An 18,818-nucleotide genomic window follows, 5' to 3' on the forward strand; every position below is an offset into this window, starting at 1 on the left:
GGCCGGGCGTTCCGTGTTTCCCGGAGCGGGCCCCGCTCAGCGGCCGGTCGCGATGATCCGCCCGCCGTCGTCCGCGGCGATCTCCTGGTAGGCCGCGAACAGCAGCGACTCGTCGGGCGCCTGGAGCACGGTGGGCTTGGCGATGTCGTCCAGCACGATGAACCGCAGCATGTCCCCGCGGGACTTCTTGTCGCGACGCATCGTCGCGAGCAGCGTCTGCCACGCGCCGGCGCGGTACGTCGTCGGCAGTCCGAGCAGCTCGAGCACGCGGCGGTGGCGGTCGACCGCCTCGTCGGAAAGGCGGCCGGCGAGGCGCGACAGCTCGGCGGCGTACATGATGCCGACGGACACGGCCGCGCCGTGCCGCCAGCGATAGCGCTCGGCGTGCTCGATCGCGTGGCCGAGCGTGTGGCCGTAATTGAGGATCTCGCGCTCGCCCGCCTCACGGAAGTCCGCGCTGACGACGTCCGCCTTCATCCGGATCGCGAGCTCGATGCAGCGGCGGAACTCCGGACCCGTGGTGTCGAGGGCCCGGACCGGGTCGGCCTCGACGATGTCGAGGATCTCGGGGTACCGGATGAATCCGGCCTTCACCACCTCCGCGAAGCCGGCCAGCGCCTCGTTCGCGGGAAGTGTCGCGAGGAGGTCGAGGTCGCACAGCACGTGGCGGGGCGCCCAGAAGGCGCCCACGAGGTTCTTGCCCTCGGCCGTGTTGACCCCGGTCTTGCCGCCGACGGCCGCGTCGACCATGCCGAGCACGGTGGTCGGCACCTGGACGATGTCGACGCCGCGCAGCCAGCTGGCGGCGACGAACCCGGCGAGGTCGGTGACGGCGCCGCCGCCGAAGCCCACCACCGCGTCGGTGCGCGTGAAGTCGGCCTGGCCCATGATCTGCCAGCAGAACGCGGCCACCTCGATCCGCTTGCCGGACTCCGCGTCGGGGATCTCGGCGAGCAGGACCTCGCGCTGGCCCAGCAGGCCCTCGCGCAGCTCGGCGGCCTGGGCCGCGAGCGTGGGCGGGTGCACGATCAGCACCTTGCGCGCCGCGGGCGGCAGCGCCTCGCCCAGACGCGCCAGGACGCCGTGCCCGACCGTCACGTCGTAGCCGGGCGTCCCCGAGACGTGGATGACGGTCTCGTCCCCCGCGGCGGTCTGCCGGCCGGTGTCGCTCATGCGTGCTCCTCCTCGTGCGGCGCGTGCGCCGGCTCCTCGTGCTGTCGGACCCAGTCCGCGATCGCCGTCACGACGTCCTGCAGCGGCCCGCGCGACGTGTCGAACGCGACGTCGGCCACCTCGCGATAGATGGGCTCGCGCGCGTCCCGGATGCGGATCCAGGTCGCGACCGCGTCCTCCTCGCCGTCCAGGAGCGGTCGCTTCTGGCTCTGGATGCGGCCGGCCACGACCTTCTCGTCGACCGTGAGCAGCACGACCCGGTGCGCTCGCAGCGCCTCCCGCGTGCCGGGATGCAGCACGGCCCCGCCGCCCAGCGCGACGACCCCGCCGCGCCGGACGGCGTCGACCACGGTCTCGTGCTCGATCTCGCGGAAGCGCGGCTCGCCGTGCTCGGCGAAGATCTCGGGGATCGGACCGTGCGCCTTCGCGATCAGGCTGTCGGTGTCGCGGAAGCGCCGGCCGAGGGCCTTCGCGAGCCGTCGTCCGATGCTCGATTTGCCGGCCCCCATGGGGCCGACGAGCACGACGGCCGGAGCGGGTCCGCCCGCCGCGTCGGCAGCCGGATCAGAGGGCGAGGTCATGTGCGAGGTCGACGGGCTCCGACGACGTCCGCAGGCTCTCGGCGATCGACTCTACGTACGACGTCAGGTTGCGGCGGGTCTCGGCGACCGAGTCGCCGCCGAACTTCTCGAGCACGACGTCGGCGAGCGTGATCGCGACCATCGCCTCCGCCACGACGCCCGCGGCGGGCACGGCGCACACGTCCGAGCGCTGGTGGTGGGCCGACGCCGTGTCGCCGGTCGCGACGTCCACGGTTCGCAGCGCGTGGGGAACCGTCGCGATGGGCTTCATGCCGGCGCGCACGCGCAGCACGGTGCCGGTCGACATGCCGCCCTCGGTGCCGCCCGCGCGGTCGGTGCCGCGCGCGATGCCGGCCTCGGTCGCGAACAGCTCGTCGTGCGCCTGCGAGCCGCGGCGGCGCGTGGTCTCGAAGCCGTCGCCGACCTCGACGCCCTTGATCGCCTGGATGCTCATGAGCGCCTGGGCCAGCTTGCCGTCGAGGCGGCGGTCCCAGTGCACGTGCGAGCCGAGCCCCGGGGGCAGGCCGTACGCGAGCACCTCGACGATGCCGCCGAGGGTGTCGCCGTCCTTGCGCGCGGCGTCGACCTCCTCGACCATGCGGGCCGACGTCTCGGCGTCGAAGCAGCGCAGCGGATCCGCGTCGAGCGCCGCGACGTCATCGGGCGTGGGCAGAGCGGCGCCGTCCGGCACGCGCACGGGCCCGATCGACAGCGTGTGGCTGACGAGGCGGATGCCCAGCTCCGACAGGAACGCGCGCGCCACAGCGCCGAGGGCGACGCGCGCGGCGGTCTCGCGGGCGCTCGCGCGCTCGAGGATGGGGCGGGCCTCGTCGAAGCCATACTTCTGCATGCCGACGAGGTCGGCGTGGCCCGGGCGCGGGCGCGTCAGCGCGGCGCCGCGGCCGCGCGACTTCTCGGTCAGCTCGACCGGCTCGGCGCTCATGACCTCGGTCCACTTCGGCCACTCGGTGTTGCCGATGCGCAGCGCGATGGGGCTGCCGAGCGTGAGCCCGTGCCGCACGCCGCCGGAGATGGTGAGCTCGTCCTGCTCGAACTTCATGCGCGATCCGCGGCCATAGCCCAGCTTGCGGCGCTGGAGGTCGGCCTGGATGTCGGCGGCCAGCAGGGGCACTCCCGCGGGGAGGCCCTCCATGACGGCGATCAGTTCGGGGCCGTGCGATTCGCCGGCCGTGAGCACGCGGAGCATGCCCCTAGTCTCCCATGAGCGCGGAGCGCATTTCGGCACGCACCTCGTCCTCGGACGGCAGGGGCGCCTCGACAGAGCCGGTCGCGAAGATCCGCACCTGCAGCACGGCCTGGTGCAGCAGCATCCCGTGCCCGGGGATCGCCGCGCCGTCGGTCCACCGCGCCGCGAGGTGCGACGGCCACGGGTGGTAGGCCACGTCGAACAGCGGCCCGCCCGGCATGGCGATCGCTTCGGCGTGCGCCTCGGGCAGCTCGGCGCCGCCCGGCAGCGCGCTGATCGTGAGGTCGACGGCCGGATGCGGCCCGCCGAACGGCTCGACCGTGACCGCGAGCCCCATGCGCTCCCCCAGCGCGACGAGCGACGCGGCCCGTTCGGGCCGGCGCGAGACGATGGAGCCCGTCCGGGCGCCGAGCTCGGCCGCGGCGACCAGGGCCGATGCCGACGTCGCTCCGGCCCCGACGATGCGCACCGAGCCGAGCGCGGCGATCGACGCGTCCCCGAGGGCCGCGACGATGCCGCCCACGTCGGTGTTGAACCCGATGGGCGCATCCGAGGGCGCGCCGTGCGGCCGGGCGACGTCCGCGCCCGGAAGCAGCAGCGTGTTGACCGCGCCCGTCAGCTCGGCGCGGCGGTCGCGCCATCCGCTCGCCGCCCACGCGTGCTCCTTGAGCGGCATGGTCACGGCCAGCCCGCGCCACGAGTCGTCGAGCGAGGCGAGCGTGTGGTCGAAGGCGTCGGCGGGCACCCGGACGCGCTCGAACGTCCAGTCCAGGCCGAGCCGCGCGTAGGCGGCGCCGTGCAGCTGCGGCGAGCGGCTGTGCGCGATCGGGTCGCCCCAGACCGCGAGGCGGGTGGATCCGGTCACGTCAGCAGCCCGAGTCCGGGTTCGCCTCGCACCATGCGTGCCACTGCTCGATGGCCCGCTCGTGCTCGCCCAGCGTCTCGCTGAACACCGTCTCGCCCGTGTCGAGGTTGACCGTCACGAAGTACTGCCACGGACCGTCGACCGGGTTCATGGCGGCGTCGATCGCGAGGTCGCCGGGGTTGGCGATCGGCCCGACGGGCAGCCCGGGGTGCACATAGGTGTTCCACGGGTTGTCGTCCCGCAGCGCCTCCTCCGAGCTGCTCACGGTGCCGTCGTGCATCTCGCCGTAGCCGTACTGCGCGGTGGAGTCCATCTGCAGCAGGCCGTCGGTGTCCGAGATCGACTCGTCGAGGCGGTTGTAGATCACGCGGGAGACCTTGTAGAAGTCGTCCTCGAAGCGCGCCTCGCGCTGGATGATCGACGCGACCGTCAGGATGCGCTGCTCCTCCCCCGCGGGCACGCCCGCCGACGCGAGCGACTCGCGCGTGCGCTCGACCATGGTGCGCACGACGTCCTCGGCCGTGACTCCCGGGTCGAACGTGTAGTACGCGGGGAACAGCCAGCCCTCGAGGCTGTCGGCGGCGACGTCGTAGGCGGCGGGGTCCTCGACGGCGGCCTGCAGCTCATCGAGCGGCATCGCGAGGCCGGCGGCGGCCGCCTCCAGCGTCGCGTCGACCGTGAGCCCCTCCGGCACCGCGAAGGCGTTCTCGAGCTTGTTTGCGGGGTCCTCGATCGCGGCCAGCGCCGCCTCGGAGGTCATCTTCTGCTGCAGCCGGTAGGCGCCCGGGTAGAACGGCTGGGCGGGATCGTTCTCGACCAGGTAGTCGTAGAACGACGTCGGCTTGAGCGTGACCCCCGCGTCGTACAGCTTCTGCGAGATGATCTCGCCGCCGTCGCCCTCCTCGATCGTGACCACGGCCTCGCCCGTCGCCTCGCCGGGCTCGTAGTCGGACGGGCCGTCCCAGCCCAGGAACGCCGCGATCCGTCCGCCGTAAGTGTTCGCCACCCAGAACCCGCCCGCGGTGAGCCCGCCGGCGATGATCGCGAAGACGATCAGCGCGACGAGGCAGCCCCGCCCCCGCTTCTTCGGCTTGGTGTCGACCATGTTCTCGGGGACGAACAGGTCCTCGAGAGACGCCGGCAGCTGCGCGTCCGGGGCCGGCTCGCTCTCCTCGCGCGCCGCCGTCTCGGCGAGCGTCGCGGGACGCGTCCGCTCCGACGGCGCGGGCGCCGGGTCGGCGGGCGCCGCATCCGCGGCCGACGGACCGACCGCCGCGGGCGTCCCCTCTCCCGGCGCCGCCGGCTCCTGGGGGGCGCTCCCGCCGAGCCGCGCCTGGCGGCGGGTCAGCGGGGTGCTCTGGTCGCTCGAGGGATCGGTCATGGGCGGTGTCTACTCCTCCGGGTGGCCGGCCGGGCTGCCGGCGGCCGCCCCGGTGCGCTTCTCGCTGTCGATGGCGTGCTGGAGCAGCACCACCGCGGCGACCTGATCGACAATGCTACGAGACCCCTTCTGGGATCGTCCGGACTGACGCAGCGCCGTGTGTGCGCTCACGGTGCTGAGCCGCTCGTCCACGAGCCGGACGGGTGCCTGCTGCGCGGCCGCCAGCTGCGCGGCGAACTCGCGGGCGTCGGCGGTCGAGGGCGTGTCCTCGCCGCGCATGTTGAGCGGCAGGCCGACGACGATCTCGAGCGGCTCGTACTCGACCGCCAGCTCCACCAGGCGCGCGATCGACCGCTCATCGCGCGGCACGGTCTCGACCGGCACGGCCAGCATGCCGTCGGGATCGCTGCGCGCCACGCCGATCCGGGCCCGGCCGACGTCAACGCCGAGACGCACCCCGCGCCGGAACCCGCTCATGAGCGGGCTCCGGCGATCCGGGCGGATCCGGTCATGCGGCCTGAAGGGCCGCGCGGACCGCGTCGAGCGCCGCGGGCTCCGCCGAGGCATCTACGCCGGCGCCCTGCGCCATGTCGTCGCGCCCGCCGCCGCGTCCGCCCAGCTTCTCGAGCGCGACCTTGACCAGCGCGCCGGCCTTGGCGCCGGCGGCGCGGGCGGCCTCGTTGGTCGCGACGATCGCGAGCACCTTGTCGCCGGCCGTGCCGGTCAGGACGACCACGCCGGCATCGGAGCCGAGGCGCTCGCGCACCGACGTGGCGAGGCTGCGCAGGTCGTCGGCCGATCCGACGGCGCCGACCGACTGCGCGACCAGGTTCACGGCGCCCGCGCGCTGCGCGGTCTGGGCGAGCGCGGGTACGCGGTCGGCGAGCGCACGGGCCTCGTACGCCGCGATCTTCTTCTCCGCCGCCTTCAGGCTTGCGGTGAGCTCCGCGATCCGGGCCGGCAGCTGGTCCTTGGGCGCCTTGAGCGACGCGGACAGCTCCGCGACGAGGGCGCGCTCGGCGGTCAGCTCGCGGAACGCATCGAGACCCACGAGGGCCTCCACGCGGCGGTTGGAGGCGCCGACCGACGACTCGCCGATCAGGCTGATGAGCCCGATCTCGGCGCTCGCGGACACGTGCGTGCCACCGCAGAGCTCGCGCGACCACGGGCCGCCGATGTCGACCATGCGGACCTTCTCGCCGTACTTCTCGCCGAACAGCGCCATGGCGCCCGCGGCCTTCGCCTCGTCGAGCGACACCACGCGCGTCGTGACCTCGAGGTTGTCGCGGACCGCGTTGTTGGCGATCTCCTCGATCTCCGAGCGGGTCTCGGGGCTCAGGGCCTGGCCCCACGTGAAGTCGAAGCGCAGGTAGCCGGCGCGGTTGAGCGAGCCCGCCTGCGTCGCGCCCTTGCCCAGCGTGTCGCGGAGCGCGGCGTGCACCAGGTGCGTGGCCGAGTGTGCCTGCTGCGCCGAGCGGCGGTTGGCGGCGTCCACGATCGTGGTGGCGGGCTGGTCGACGCCCACCTCGCCCCGCGTGACCTCGACCGTGTGGCTGACGAGGCCCGGCACAGGGCGCTGCACGTCGAGCACCTCGAGCTCGTAGCCGGGGCCGACGATCGTGCCCTTGTCCGCGACCTGGCCGCCCGACTCCGCGTAGAGCGCGGTCTCGGCGAGGATGACCTCGGCGATCTGGCCCTCGGTCGCGCGTCCGGCCGACACGCCGTCGACCAGCACGCCGAGCACGCGCGTCTCGGTCTCGAGGTCGGTGTAGCCCGTGAAGACGGTCTCGCCGAACGCGCGGAACTCGCGGTACACGCTGACGTCCGCGAGCGCGCGCTTGCGCGAGCGGGCGTCCGCCTTGGCGCGCTGCTTCTGCTCCTGCATGAGGGAGTCGAAGCCCGCGCGGTCGACGCCGAGCCCGGCCTCCTCGGCGATCTCGAGGGTCAGGTCGATCGGGAACCCGTACGTGTCGTGCAGCAGGAACGCCTGGTCGCCCGCGAGCGTGGCGCCGCCCTCGGCCTTGGTCTTGGCGACCGCGGTGTCGAGGATGGTAGACCCCGACGACAGCGTCCGCAGGAAGGTCTCCTCCTCGGCGAACGCGTACGACGAGATGCGCTGCCAGTCGGCCTCGACGACCGGGTAGGCGTCCTTCATGGCGTCGCGCGACGCCTCGAACAGCGCGGGGAACGTCGCCTCCTCGACGCCGAGCAGGCGCATGGCGCGCACGCTGCGACGCATCAGGCGGCGCAGGATGTAGCCGCGGCCCTCGTTCGACGGCGTCACGCCGTCCGACAGCAGCATGAGCGACGAGCGGACGTGGTCGGCGATGATGCGGAAGCGCACGTCGTCCTCGTGCACGGCGCCGTAGCGGCGGCCCGACAGCTCCGAGGCGCGGTCCAGCACCGGGCGGACCTGGTCCGTCTCGTACATGTTCTCGACGCCCTGCTTCAGGAACGCGACGCGCTCGAGCCCCATGCCCGTGTCGATGTTCTTCGCGGGCAGCTCGCCCACGATGTCGAACTCGGTCTTCGAACGGACGTTCTCGATCGCGTTCTGCATGAACACGAGGTTCCAGATCTCGAGGAAGCGGCTGTCGTCGACCGCCGGGCCGCCCTCGGCGCCGTAGGCGGGACCGCGGTCGAAGTAGATCTCCGAGCAGGGGCCGGCGGGGCCGGGCTGACCGGTCGTCCAGAAGTTGTCCGCGCGGCCCATCCGCTGGATGCGGTCGGCCGGCAGGCCCGCGACCTTCTGCCACAGCGCGGCGGCCTCGTCGTCGTCCTCGTACACCGTGACCCAGAGGTCGCGCTCGGCGAAGCCCAGGCCGCCGTCGGCCTCCGAGGAGGTCAGCAGCTCCCAGGCGTACGCGATCGCGCCCTCCTTGAAGTAGTCGCCGAACGACCAGTTGCCGAGCATCTGGAAGAACGTGCCGTGGCGGGCGGTCTTGCCGACCTCCTCGATATCGTTCGTGCGGATGCACTTCTGCACGTCGGCGGCGCGCGGGTACGGCGCGGGCACCACTCCCGTGAGGTACGGGATGAACGGCACCATGCCGGCGATCGTGAACATGATCGACGGGTCGTCGCTCACGAGCGAGGCCGACGGCACGATGGTGTGGTCGTTCTTCTCGAAGTAGTCGAGGTAGCGCTGCGCGATCTCCGCGGTCTTCATCTGGGGTGCTTCGTCCTTGACTGAGGGGTGCCGCGGGGCCCGGGATCGGGCGTGCGGCCGTGCATGCGGGAGCGGCCGCCTCGGGACGGCAGCCGGCGAGGAGCGGGGGTCAGGCGGCCGGCAGGTCGCCCGCCGACGACCGGCGCGCCTCCTCGGTGCGGTACGCCTCGCCGATGCGCTCGACGAACTCGTCGATGCGCGCGTCGATGTCGGCCAGCACCTCGGCCCCGCGCGGGTCCTTGTTCAGGAAGTGGGCCGCGACGAAGCCGCCGACGATGCCGAGCAGGAACCACAGCACGTTCTTCATGTCACCCATCCTCCGGTCGGTCGCCGCGGGACGCGGCGTCGTTCCATCGTAGACGGATCGCGGGCCCGAGACGGCGAGAGGGCGCCGGGGCCGAGGCCCCGACGCCCTCTCGGACGACACGCTGGATCAGCGGGCGGCGTAGTACTCGACGACGAGCTGCACGTCACACGTGACGGGCACCTCGGCGCGCTTCGGGCGACGCACGAGCTTCGCCTGGAGCTTGTCGAGCTCGACCTCGAGGTAGCCCGGGACGTTCGGGAGGACCTCGGCGTGACCGCCGGCGGCCGCGACCTGGAAGGGCTCGAGGCCCTCGCTCTTGGCCTTGACCTCGATGGTCTGGCCCGGCTTCACGCGGAACGACGGGCGGTCCACGATCTTGCCGTCGACGAGGATGTGGCGGTGCACCACGAACTGACGGGCCTGCGCGGTGGTGCGGGCGAAGCCCGAGCGCAGCACGAGCGCGTCGAGGCGCATCTCGAGGAGCTCGACCAGGTTCTCACCGGTCAGGCCCTCGGTGCGGCGCGCCTCGTTGAACGCGATGCGGAGCTGCTTCTCGCGGATGCCGTACTGCTCGCGCAGACGCTGCTTCTCGCGCAGACGGACGGCGTAGTCGCTGTCGGCCTTGCGCTTGGTGCGGCCGTGCTGGCCGGGGCCGTACGGGCGCTTCTCGAGGTAGCGGGCGGCCTTGGGCGTCAGCGCGATGCCCAGGGCGCGGGAGAGGCGGACCTTGCGGCGGTCCTGCGACTTGGTGGTCATGATTTCCTTTCACGAGGCCGCGACTGTCGCGACGCTCGGACGTACAGTCCCGCTTCATCCGGTCACAGGCGTACGTCTACCCGCCTGGGGGATGTGCGAAGAGGGATGTGCCCCGATTTCAGAGCCGATCAAGCTTACCAGACCGGGCCCGTCGCCTCAGGCGTCGAGGATGCGGCGCAGCCGCTCCAGGCGCGCGGCGATGTCGCGCTCCGCCCCGTGCTGCTTCGGCTCGTAGTACCGCCGCCCCTGCAGCTCGTCGGGCAGGTACTGCTGGGGCACCACGCCGAGGTCGTGGTCATGAGGGTAGACGTAGCCGCGGCCGTGCCCGAGCCGCTTGGCACCGGGATAGTGCGCGTCGCGCAGATGCTTGGGCACGGGCCCCATCCGGCCCGCCTTGACGTCGGCGACCGCCGCGTTGATGGCGTTGTAGGCGGCGTTCGACTTCGCCGCGGTGGCGAGGTAGGCGGTGGCCTCCGCGAGCGGGATGCGCCCCTCGGGCATCCCGATGAAGGCGACGGCGTCGGCCGCCGCGACCGCGATCTGCAGCGCATGCGGGTCGGCGAGCCCGATGTCCTCGGCGGCGGAGATCACGAGTCGGCGCGCGATGAAGCGCGGATCCTCCCCCGCCTCCACCATGCGCGCCAGGTAGTGCATGGCCGCGTCGACGTCGGACCCCCTGATCGACTTGATGAAGGCGCTGATGACGTCGTAGTGCTCGTCGCCCTGGCGGTCGTAGCGCAGGAGCGCGCGGTCGACCGCCTGCGCCACGTGCTCGGCCGTGACGGCCGGTGCGCCGTCGCTCTCCTCCGGCGCTTCCGACACCGCCACGCCCGCGCTGGCCTCGAGCGCCGTGAGCGCGCGCCGCGCGTCGCCGGACGCCAGCCGGATGAGGGCGGCGCGCGCCTCGGGCGTGAGCAGGATCTCGCCCGCGAGCCCCCGGAGATCCTCGACCGCGCGGTCGATGAGCAGACCGAGGTCGTCGTCCGTGAGGGGCTGCAAGGTGAGGAGCAGGGAGCGCGACAGGAGCGGCGAGATGACCGAGAACGAGGGGTTCTCGGTCGTCGCGGCGATCAGGATGACCCAGCCGTTCTCGACGCCCGGCAGGAGCGCGTCCTGCTGCGCCTTCGTGAAACGGTGGATCTCGTCGAGGAACAGGATGGTGGACTGGCCGTACAGGTCGCGCTGGTTAAGGGCCTCCTGCATCACCTCGCGCACGTCCTTGACGCCGGCCGTGATCGCGGAGAGCTCGACGAAGCGGCGCCCCGACGAGCGGGCTATGGCCTGGGCGAGCGTGGTCTTGCCCGTACCGGGCGGGCCCCAGAGGATCACCGACACCGTGCCGGGAGCCTGCGCATCCGGGTCCGCGAGCGCGACGATCGGCGAGCCGGGACGGAGCAGGTGCGCCTGGCCCGCGACCTCGTCGAGCGACACGGGCCGCATGCGGACGGCGAGCGGCGTCTGGGCGCGACCCGCCCCGCCGAGCGTGGATGCGCCGCCTGACGAGATCATCCGACCAGCGTATCCGCGGCCGACGACACGGGACGCGGACGGATTCCGCGGAACGCCGCAGCGATTTCGGCCCGGGCGCGCCGGATGCGTAGGCTCGTTCCCGCTCAGCTTGGGGCGCCGTCCGCGGACGGCGCCGGACGTCGAGAGGATTCGTTGCCATGGCGGCAGGCGGCAGGGGCTCCGCGAAGGAGCGTGCGGAGCGCGAGGCGCGCGAGCGGGCGCGGCGCTACGAGGCGCGCGTGCAGCTCCACGAGCAGCAGCGCCGCCGGCGGCGTCGCGACAACGTGGTCGCCACGATCGCGGCCGCGCTGATCGTCGGCGCCGCCGTGGGCGGGCAGGCGCTGTTCTACGGCGTGGGCCCGGGAGCCGTCGCGCCGTCGCCGACGGCCCCGGTCACGACGCCGGGTCCCACCGCCATTCCCGCGCCGACCGGCACGCCCGCTCCGGCCGAGACCCCCGCGCCGACCGAGACGCCCGCGGGCTGACCCCGGCCCGCCGTCCGGGCGCGTACTAGGCTGGGGCGCGTCCTGTCCCCTCCCGCGGCCACCGCGCAAGGAGCCTCCCCGTGACGAGCCCCGATCACACCCCCGCTGACGACACGACCCCGGCCGGCGACGCCGCCCCGGAGGTCGCCGAGACCGCGCCCGACGGCGCTCAGGAGCCGGCAGCCGCCGACGACGCCCAGGAGCCCGCTGCCGCCGACGCCCCGGCCGACGCCGATGCCGTGCCGGCGGATGACGCCGCTCAGCCCGAAGCCGAGGCAGCAGAGACCGAGGCCGCGCCCGCCGAGCCCGAGGCGGAGGCAGCCGAGACCGCCGACGCCGACGCGCCCGCGGAGGCGCCCGCCCCGGCGCCCGCGACGCCGGGTCCCGTGCCTCGCCCGCCGGCGGCGACCGCGGCGCCCGCCGCCGACACGACCGAGTGGGGTCGCGTGGACGAGGCCGGCGTGGTGTCGGTGCGCGAGGGCGACGACTGGCGCGTGGTCGGCGAGTACCCCGACGGCACGCCCGACGAGGCCCTGGCCTACTACCGCCGCAAGTTCGACGACCTCGCGCTGCGCGTGCGCACGCTCGAGCAGCGCCGCCTCGCCGGCGGCGCCTCCGCGGCCGACCTGCGCGGCCAGGCCAAGAAGCTCAAGGAGGAGGTCGTGGGCGCCGCGGCGGTCGGCGACCTCGCCGGGCTGGCCGAGCGGCTCGACGCGCTGACCGGCACGCTGGCCGAGGCCAGCGCCGAGGAGGCGGCCGCGCACCGCGCGGCTGTCGAGGAGGCGATCGCGCACCGCACGTCGATCGTGGAGCGCGTGGAGGCCCTCGCGGCGCGCGACCCCAAGTCGATCCAGTGGAAGCAGGCCACGGCCGAGCTCACGGCGGCGTTCGAGGAGTGGCAGCAGCACCAGCAGACCGGTCCCCGGCTGCCCAAGTCGACGGGTCAGGCGCTGTGGAAGCGCTTCCGGGACGCGCGCTCGACCGTCGAGCGCCACCGCCGCGCGTTCTTCGCGGAGCTCGACGAGACCCACAAGGCCGCCCGCGACCGCAAGACGCGCATCATCGAGCGTGCCGAGGCGCTGGCCTCCAAGGGCGAGGACGGCATCCCCGCCTACCGGGCGCTGCTGGACGAGTGGAAGGCCGCCGGCCGCGCCGGACGCAAGGTCGACGACGCGCTGTGGGCGCGGTTCAAGGCCGCGGGCGACGCCCTGTACTCGGCCCGCGCCGAGCGCGACGCCGCCGAGCAGGCGGAGTCCGCCCCGCGCATCGAGGCGCGCAAGGCCCTCCTCGAGGAGGCGAAGGCGGTCGCCGACACCGCGGACCTGACCAAGGCGCGCCAGCTGCTCACGAGCATCCAGCGCCGCTGGGACGAGGTCGGCCGGATCTTCCCGCGCGACACCGAGCGCGCGCTCGACGACCAGCTGCGCCGCATCGAGAACGACCTCCGCGCCCGCGAGGAGGTCGACTGGAAGCGCAACAACCCCGAGACCAAGGCGCGCGCCAACGAGGCGACCCGCCAGCTCGAGGAGGCCATCGCCAAGCTCGAGACCGAGCTCGCCGACGCGCAGGCGAAGGGCGACAAGAAGGCCGAGTCGGCCGCGCGCGAGGCGCTCGACGCCCGCCGCGCCTGGCTCAAGGCCATCGGCGGCTGAGCCCGCGAGGGTCACAGGGGCGCGCCGCCCGCGGTTATCCACACCGCGGCGGCGCGCCCCTCGCGTTTCGCGGCACACTGCCGCCATGACGTACGCCCGCTTCGACCACGACGGCCTCTCCCCCGCCGAGCTGTCCGCCGCGCGGCTGGACGGCGAGCTGGTCGCCGTCGGCGACGCCTACGTGCCCGCCGATGCGCTCGAGACGCCGGCCCTGCGCGCCGCCACGCTCCGCGGCATCCTCGGCGGGAGCCTCGTCGCGATCGGGCTGACGGCCGCGTGGGTCCACGGCGCATCCGGCGTGCCGCCTCGCGTGCACCACGTGCAGCGCACGGCCGCGCGCGGCGTCGCGCGACCCGTGGACCGGCGGATCCGGTTCCGCGACACCCCCATCGCGGTCGAGGACACGGTGCTGCTCGGCGGGGTGCGGGTCTCCGACCCCGCCCGCACGCTGGTCGACCTCGTGCGCGAGTTCGACGATCCGGACTCGGCCGCCGCGGCGCGGCGACTCGCGACGCCGCCGCTGATCGAGCAGGCGCTCGCCTGGATCGACGCGCACCGCCGCTTCGGCGGCCGGCGCCCGGCCGCGGAGATCCTGCGGTCGCTGCGGGGCGGACCCGCTAGGACGACGTGACGCGGTAGACGTCGTACACGGCGTCGATGCGCCGCACCGCGTTGAGCACGCGGTCCAGGTGCACGGCGTCGCCCATCTCGAACACGAAGCGGCTCAGCGCCAGGCGCTCCTTCGTGGTCGACACGGTCGCCGACAGGATGTTCACGTGGTGCTCCGTGAGCACGCGCGTGACGTCCGACAGCAGGCCGGCGCGATCCAGCGCCTCGACCTGGATCTGCACCAGGAACACGCTCTTGGTCGTCGGCGCCCAGGTCACGTCGATCATGCGGGCGGGGTCGGAGCGGAGGGACGCCACGTTCGTGCAGTCCGCGCGGTGCACCGAGACGCCGCTGCCGCGCGTGATGAAGCCGACGATCTGGTCGCCCGGGACGGGCGTGCAGCACTTCGCGAGCTTGACCAGGATGTCGTCGGCGCCGCGCACCAGCACGCCCGAGTCGCCGCCGCGCGGGCGGCGCTGGCTGACGGTCGGCGGAAGCTCGACCTGCTCGGTCGACGACTCCTCGCTGGTCTGCACGAGGGACGCGACCTTCTCGAGCACCGACTGCGTCGAGACGTGGCCCTCGCCCACCGCGGCGTAGAGCGCGGAGACGTCCTCGTAGTGCATGAGGTCGGCCACGTCCTGGAGCGAGTCCTTCAGGCGCTGCAGCGGCAGGTGGTGGCGGCGCATCGCGCGCGCGATCGCATCCTTGCCCTGCTCGATCGCCTCGTCGCGGCGCTCCTTCGTGAACCAGCCGCGGATCTTGTTGCGCGCACGCGTGCTCTTGACGAAAGTGAGCCAGTCCTGGCTGGGGCTCGCATCGGGGTTCTTCGACGTGAACACCTCGACCACGTCGCCCGAGTTCAGCGTCGACTCGAGCGGCACGAGGCGGCCGTTGACCTTGGCGCCCATCGTGCGGTGGCCGATCTCGGTGTGCACGGCGTACGCGAAGTCGACCGGGGTCGCGCCCGCGGGCAGTCCGATGACCTTGCCCTTGGGGGTGAAGACGTAGACGTCCTTGGCGCCGATCTCGAACCGCAGCGAGTCGAGGAACTCGCCCGGGTCCTTGGTCTCCGACTCCCAGTCCGAGATCCGCGCGAGCCACGCCATGTCCGTGTCGAGCGCCTTGGGGTCGGCCTTGCCCCCCGCCATGCGCTCCTTGTACTTCCAGTGCGCGGCGACGCCGAACTCCGCCTGCTGATGCATCTCCTGCGTGCGGATCTGGATCTCGACCGTGCGGCCCCCCGGGCCGATCACGGTCGTATGCAGCGACCGGTAGAGGTTGAACTTCGGCGTCGCGATGTAGTCCTTGAAACGGCCCGGCAGCGGGCGCCAGCGCGCGTGGATCGAGCCGAGCACCGCGTAGCAGTCGCGCACGGTGCCGACGATCACGCGGATGCCGATCAGGTCGTAGATGTCGTCGAACTCGCGACCGCGGACGACCATCTTCTGATAGACGGAGTACAGCTGCTTCGGGCGGCCGACGACCGTGCCGCGGATGCGCAGCTCGTGCAGGTCGCGGTTCACGTCGTCGATGACGTTCTGCACGTACTGCTCGCGCTGCGGCGTGCGCTGCTTCACGAGGCTGTCGATCTCGTTGTAGATCTTCGGGTGCAGCACCGCGAACGAGAGGTCCTCGAGCTCCGACTTGATGGTCTGGATGCCGAGGCGGTGCGCGAGCGGCGCGTAGATCTCGAGCGTCTCGGTGGCCTTCTTCTTGGCCTTCTCGGGAGGCACGAAGCCCCACGTGCGCGCGTTGTGCAGCCGGTCGGCGAGCTTGATCACGAGCACGCGGATGTCCTTGGACATCGCGACGATCATCTTGCGGACCGTCTCGGCCTGCGCGCTCTCGCCGTACTTGACCTTGTCGAGCTTCGTGACGCCGTCGACCAGCAGCGCGACCTCGTCGCCGAACTCGGCCCGCAGCTCCTCGAGCGGGTAGCCCGTGTCCTCGACCGTGTCGTGCAGCAGCGCCGCGGCGATCGCGCGCGGGCCCAGCCCGAGCTCGGCGAGGATCTGCGCGACCGCGAGCGGATGCGTGATGTACGGCTCGCCGCTCTGGCGCTTCTGGCCGCGATGCTTCTCGTCGGCGACCGCGTACGCCCGCTCGACGATCGCCATGTCGCCGCGCGGGTGGTTGAGCCGCACGGTGTTGATGAGGCGCGTGAGGTCCGCGTGACGGGCCGCGCGCGAGAAAATGCGCGGCACGAGGCGCCGCAGGCTCGGGGCCTGGGACGTCACCGAATCGGCCATGCTGCGCCTCCTCCCACCCGGTGATGCGGATTCGAACATCCTACGCCCGGGCGCGGACGGCTCAGTCCCCCGCACGCGCGGCGAGGACCCGCTCGTCCGCCCGTCGGATCGCCGGCTCGCCCTCGCGGAACAGCGAGTAGAGCGGCGCCGCGACGAACAGCGTGGAGTACGTCGCGACGATGATGCCGACGAAGATCGACAGCGAGATGTCCGACAGCGTCTCGGCGCCCAGCCAGAACGATCCGATGAACAGGATCGCCGCGACCGGCAGCGCGGCCACGACCGACGTGTTGATCGAGCGCACCAGCGTCTGGTTGACCGCGAGGTTCACGGACTCGCCGAACGTGCGTCCCGTCGCCTCGCCGTCGTCCGCCGTGTTCTCGCGGATCTTGTCGAACACGACCGTGGTGTCGTAGAGCGAGTACGCGAGGATCGTCAGGAAGCCGATGACCGCGGCGGGCGAGATCTCGAAGCCGCACAGCGAGTAGATGCCGATCGTGATGATCAGCACGTCGACCAGGCCCACGATCGCGGCGGCGGACATCTTCCACGTGCGGAAGTAGATCGCCAGGATCAGGAAGGTCAGCGCCAGGAAGATCGCGAGACCCCAGAGCGACTGCCGCGTGACGTCCGCGCCCCAGCTGGGGCCGATGAAGGAGGCGTTGACCTCCTCGGGCGCGACGTCGTAGGCCTCGGCGAGGGCCGTCGTGACCTGCTGCGTCTCGTCGTCCGTGAGCTGCGACGTCTGAACGCGGATGTCGCGGCCGCCGACCGTCGTGACCTTGGTGGTCGTGCCGGGCACGACCTCGTCGATGGTCTCGGTGGCGATCGCCTGGTCGCGCGACTGGGGCGCCGACACGAGGAACTGCGATCCGCCCGTGAACTCCACGGAGAACTCGACGCCGCGCACGAACGGCGCCAGGGCCGACAGCACCACGAGCACGATCGCGAGGACGAACCACGTGCGGCGGCGCCCGACGAACGGGAAGGACACCTTGCCGGTGTAGAGGTCGTTGCCGAACTGGGTGATGGCGCGCATCAGGCGTTGTCCTCCTCGGCGCCGGCGGCGCGCTTGTCCGATGCGGCGGTCGCGGCCGCGAGCTCGGCGGCCTTGCGCTCGGCGATGGTCTGGCGGCGCTCGGCCTCGCCGCGCGAGCGCTTGGCGCGCGCGCCGGTCGCGACCGGCTCGCGGAAGCGGGCGCGGCCGCGGTACACCGCGCCGAGCGCGCTGGGGTCGAGGCCCGACAGCGGGTGGCCCTCGCCGAAGAAGCGTGTGCGCACGAGCAGCTGCATCACGGGGTGCGTGAACATCACGAAGATCAGGATGTCGAGCACGGTCGTCAGGCCCAGCGTGAACGCGAAGCCCTTCACGGTCGCGTCGGCCAGGATGTACAGCACGACGGCCGCCAGCACGTTGATCGACTTCGAGATGTAGATCGTCCGCTTCGCGCGCGCCCAGCCGTCCTCGACCGCGACCGTCACCGCCTTGCCGTCGCGCAGCTCGTCGCGGATGCGCTCGAAGTAGACGATGAACGAGTCCGCCGTGAAGCCGATCGTGACGATCAGACCCGCCACGCCCGCGAGCGACAGGCGGTAGCCGAGGCGCCACGACAGCAGGCACAGCAGGATGTACGTGAGCACCGCCATCACGATGAGCGACGCGATGATCACGAAGCCGAGGGCGCGGTAGCTGACCAGCACAACGAACAGGCCCACGAGCGCCAGGCCGATCAGGCCCGCGATCAGGCCGCTCTGCAGCTGCTGCGAGCCGAGCGTCGCCGAGATGGTGTCGGAGCTGACGACCTCGAAGCTCAGCGGCAGCGCGCCGAACTTGAGCTGGTCGGCGAGCACCTTGGACGTGTCCTGATCGATCCCGCCGCCCGAGATGCTGGGCTGGCCGTTGGTGATCACCGCGTTCATCTGCGGGGCCGAGATGATCGAGCCGTCGAGCACGAACGCGAACTGGCTGCGCGGGTCGCTCGGGTTCTGCTGCCCGATCCCGTAGAGGCGCTGGCTGATCTCGCCGAACGTCTGCGCGCCCTCGTCGTCGAACGTGAGCTGCACGTTCCACTGGCCGTTCTGCGGGTCGACGCCGTTGGTGGCGTCCACGATCGAGTCGCCGGTCATCTCGACCGGTCCCAGGATGTACTTCGCTGTCCCGGCCGTGTCGCACGTGATGAGCGGCTGGTCCGCGGGCGCCGACGACGGGTCGTTGGCGGGGTCGGCGCAGCTGTACGCCAGGAACTCCGCCCACAGGCGGTCGCTCACCCACGCGGCGTCCGACCCGTTCGACGGCTCACCGGTCGGCGTCGCGTTCAGCGACGGGTCCGGGGTCGGATACGGCGTCTCCTCGCCGTCCTCGCCCACGAAGGTGTTGGTCGGGCCCGAGGCGTAGATCACGGCGCGCAGCTCGAGCTGGGCGCTGGCCTGGATGCGCTCGCGCGTCGCCGCGTCCGCCACGCCGGGGATCTGGACGACGATGTTCGACGCGCCCTGGGTCGAGATCTCGGACTCGCCGACGCCCGAGGCGTCGACGCGCTGGCGCATGATCGCCACCGCCTGCGCGAGCTGCTCGGCCGTCGGATCGGCGTCCTCGGTCTGCGCCTCCAGCACGATCTGCGTGCCGCCCTGGAGGTCGAGCGCCAGCTCGGGCACCCAGGTGCCGCCCTTGAGGACGTGGGCGCCCAGAGCATTCGCCCCGAACAGCACCGCGGTGATGACCAGCAGACCGGTCAGGACGCGCCAGGCACGGCGCGCAGGAGAGGATGTCGCCACTGGCGTGTCAGCTTTCTGCAGCGGGGGCGGACGGGAGCGCGGGAGGTCAGGCCTTCTTGTCGTCGCCCGGGAGCTCGTCCGCGTCGGGACGGTCGGC

16 protein-coding genes are annotated in these 18,818 nt (G+C 72.7%); 3 read left to right on the forward strand and 13 right to left on the reverse strand.

Annotated features, from left to right (window positions below; translation table 11 throughout):
- Window positions 1–36: 36 nt before the first annotated feature.
- From aroB to B5M43_RS00515, 10 genes are all read right to left on the reverse strand, one after another.
- Window positions 37–1,173 carry a 3-dehydroquinate synthase gene (gene aroB, locus B5M43_RS00470; protein ID WP_134745057.1) on the reverse strand — a complete coding sequence of 379 codons (1,137 nt, stop codon included), beginning with the start codon at window positions 1,171–1,173 and terminating at the stop codon, window positions 37–39.
- Window positions 1,170–1,754 (reverse strand): shikimate kinase, encoded by a 585-nt coding sequence (locus tag B5M43_RS00475; protein WP_134745056.1) that lies wholly within the window; start codon window positions 1,752–1,754, stop codon window positions 1,170–1,172. The genes aroB and B5M43_RS00475 overlap by 4 nt, the downstream gene beginning before the upstream one ends.
- On the reverse strand, window positions 1,738–2,961 hold the full coding sequence (aroC, locus tag B5M43_RS00480; RefSeq protein ID WP_055988326.1) for a chorismate synthase: 1,224 nt from the start codon (window positions 2,959–2,961) through the stop codon (window positions 1,738–1,740). Before aroC ends, B5M43_RS00475 begins: the two co-directional genes overlap by 17 nt.
- 4 nt (window positions 2,962–2,965) lie before the next feature.
- Entirely contained in the window at window positions 2,966–3,826 is an 861-nt protein-coding gene (locus B5M43_RS00485) for a shikimate dehydrogenase (protein WP_055988328.1), read from the reverse strand.
- Window position 3,827: 1 nt separating this feature from the next.
- Window positions 3,828–5,207, reverse strand: a complete 1,380-nt coding sequence (gene mltG, locus B5M43_RS00490; RefSeq protein ID WP_055988330.1) for an endolytic transglycosylase MltG — start codon at window positions 5,205–5,207, stop codon at window positions 3,828–3,830.
- A gap of 9 nt (window positions 5,208–5,216) precedes the next feature.
- Entirely contained in the window at window positions 5,217–5,684 is a 468-nt protein-coding gene (gene ruvX / locus B5M43_RS00495) for a Holliday junction resolvase RuvX (protein ID WP_134745054.1), read from the reverse strand.
- 31 nt (window positions 5,685–5,715) lie between these two features.
- A complete protein-coding gene (gene alaS / locus B5M43_RS00500; protein WP_134745052.1) occupies window positions 5,716–8,376 on the reverse strand; it encodes an alanine--tRNA ligase in 2,661 nt (886 codons plus the stop codon).
- Window positions 8,377–8,485: 109 nt separating this feature from the next.
- Complete coding sequence (locus tag B5M43_RS00505) at window positions 8,486–8,683, reverse strand: hypothetical protein (RefSeq protein WP_055988336.1); 198 nt, start codon at window positions 8,681–8,683, stop codon at window positions 8,486–8,488.
- A 126-nt stretch (window positions 8,684–8,809) separates the two neighbouring features.
- Complete coding sequence (gene rpsD / locus B5M43_RS00510; protein WP_055988338.1) at window positions 8,810–9,439, reverse strand: 30S ribosomal protein S4; 630 nt, start codon at window positions 9,437–9,439, stop codon at window positions 8,810–8,812.
- 156 nt (window positions 9,440–9,595) lie between these two features.
- On the reverse strand, window positions 9,596–10,948 hold the full coding sequence (locus tag B5M43_RS00515) for a replication-associated recombination protein A (RefSeq protein ID WP_134745050.1): 1,353 nt from the start codon (window positions 10,946–10,948) through the stop codon (window positions 9,596–9,598).
- A gap of 158 nt (window positions 10,949–11,106) precedes the next feature.
- Between B5M43_RS00515 and B5M43_RS00520 the strand changes: the two genes are divergently transcribed.
- From B5M43_RS00520 to B5M43_RS00530, 3 genes are all read left to right on the forward strand, one after another.
- Window positions 11,107–11,433: a hypothetical protein gene (locus B5M43_RS00520; RefSeq protein ID WP_055988341.1), complete on the forward strand. Its 327-nt coding sequence runs from the start codon at window positions 11,107–11,109 to the stop codon at window positions 11,431–11,433.
- 80 nt (window positions 11,434–11,513) lie between these two features.
- Window positions 11,514–13,085 carry a DUF349 domain-containing protein gene (locus tag B5M43_RS00525; RefSeq protein ID WP_134745049.1) on the forward strand — a complete coding sequence of 524 codons (1,572 nt, stop codon included), beginning with the start codon at window positions 11,514–11,516 and terminating at the stop codon, window positions 13,083–13,085.
- A gap of 85 nt (window positions 13,086–13,170) precedes the next feature.
- Complete coding sequence (locus B5M43_RS00530) at window positions 13,171–13,716, forward strand: type IV toxin-antitoxin system AbiEi family antitoxin (protein ID WP_055988343.1); 546 nt, start codon at window positions 13,171–13,173, stop codon at window positions 13,714–13,716.
- On the opposite strand, the gene B5M43_RS00535 is transcribed toward B5M43_RS00530, so the two are convergent.
- The 3 genes from B5M43_RS00535 to secD form a co-directional block, all read right to left on the reverse strand.
- Window positions 13,703–15,946 carry a bifunctional (p)ppGpp synthetase/guanosine-3',5'-bis(diphosphate) 3'-pyrophosphohydrolase gene (locus tag B5M43_RS00535; RefSeq protein WP_134745047.1) on the reverse strand — a complete coding sequence of 748 codons (2,244 nt, stop codon included), beginning with the start codon at window positions 15,944–15,946 and terminating at the stop codon, window positions 13,703–13,705. The genes B5M43_RS00530 and B5M43_RS00535 overlap by 14 nt on opposite strands.
- A 61-nt stretch (window positions 15,947–16,007) precedes the next feature.
- Window positions 16,008–16,985 carry a protein translocase subunit SecF gene (secF, locus tag B5M43_RS00540; protein WP_055988346.1) on the reverse strand — a complete coding sequence of 326 codons (978 nt, stop codon included), beginning with the start codon at window positions 16,983–16,985 and terminating at the stop codon, window positions 16,008–16,010.
- On the reverse strand, window positions 16,985–18,721 hold the full coding sequence (gene secD, locus B5M43_RS00545) for a protein translocase subunit SecD (RefSeq protein WP_134745045.1): 1,737 nt from the start codon (window positions 18,719–18,721) through the stop codon (window positions 16,985–16,987). The genes secF and secD overlap by 1 nt, the downstream gene beginning before the upstream one ends.
- Window positions 18,722–18,818: the final 97 nt, after the last annotated feature.

The organism is Microbacterium sp. MEC084 (genome assembly GCF_004514465.2).
Taxonomy (GTDB): domain Bacteria; phylum Actinomycetota; class Actinomycetes; order Actinomycetales; family Microbacteriaceae; genus Microbacterium.